Source organism: Mesorhizobium sp. M7A.F.Ca.US.002.01.1.1, from assembly GCF_004022955.1.
Lineage (GTDB): Bacteria > Pseudomonadota > Alphaproteobacteria > Rhizobiales > Rhizobiaceae > Mesorhizobium > Mesorhizobium ciceri.
This window is the reverse complement of sequence record NZ_RZQE01001011.1, coordinates 1-657: the sequence shown is the minus strand read 5'-3', so window position 1 is coordinate 657 and position 657 is coordinate 1. Positions and strand designations below refer to the sequence as shown.

The following is a 657-nucleotide window of genomic DNA, read 5'->3' as shown; positions in this document are numbered from 1 at the left end:
GTCCGAGGATGCCGAAGCTTCGGCCGATGACGAGCAGTCGGCCGAGACGGAAGCCTCCGACGCCACCGCCGACGATCTGTCCGACGATGACGACGCCGATGCCGAAACACCCGGCGAAGCGCGCCGCAACGACAATCCCTTCACCAATCTGCCGAAAGAGATCGACTACAAGGTCTTCACCACCGCTTTCGACGAGACGGTCGGCGCCGAGGAGTTGTGCGAAGAAGAAGAGCTCGACCGGCTGCGCGCCTTCCTCGACAAGCAGCTCGCCAACCTGTCCGGCGTCGTCGGGCGGTTGGCCAACCGCCTGCAGCGTCGGCTGATGGCACAACAGAACCGCTCCTGGGATTTCGACCTGGAAGAGGGTTACCTCGACCCGGCAAGGCTGGTGCGGGTCGTCATCGACCCGATGCAGCCGCTGTCGTTCAAGCAGGAGCGCGACACCAAATTTCGCGACACGGTGGTGACGCTGGTGCTCGACAATTCCGGCTCGATGCGCGGCCGGCCGATCACGGTCGCCGCAACCTGCGCCGACATATTGGCGCGCACGCTGGAGCGTTGCGGCGTCTCGGTCGAGATCCTCGGCTTCACGACGCGGGCGTGGAAGGGCGGGCAGGCGCGCGAGAAATGGCTGAAGGATGGCAAGCCGCCGAATCC

The 657-nt window shown here is 65.3% G+C and carries 1 pseudogene; it reads left to right on the top strand.

What is annotated here, in order from left to right:
* Window positions 1–657: pseudogene (locus EN932_RS37420) on the top strand (cobaltochelatase subunit CobT); the annotation flags it as partial.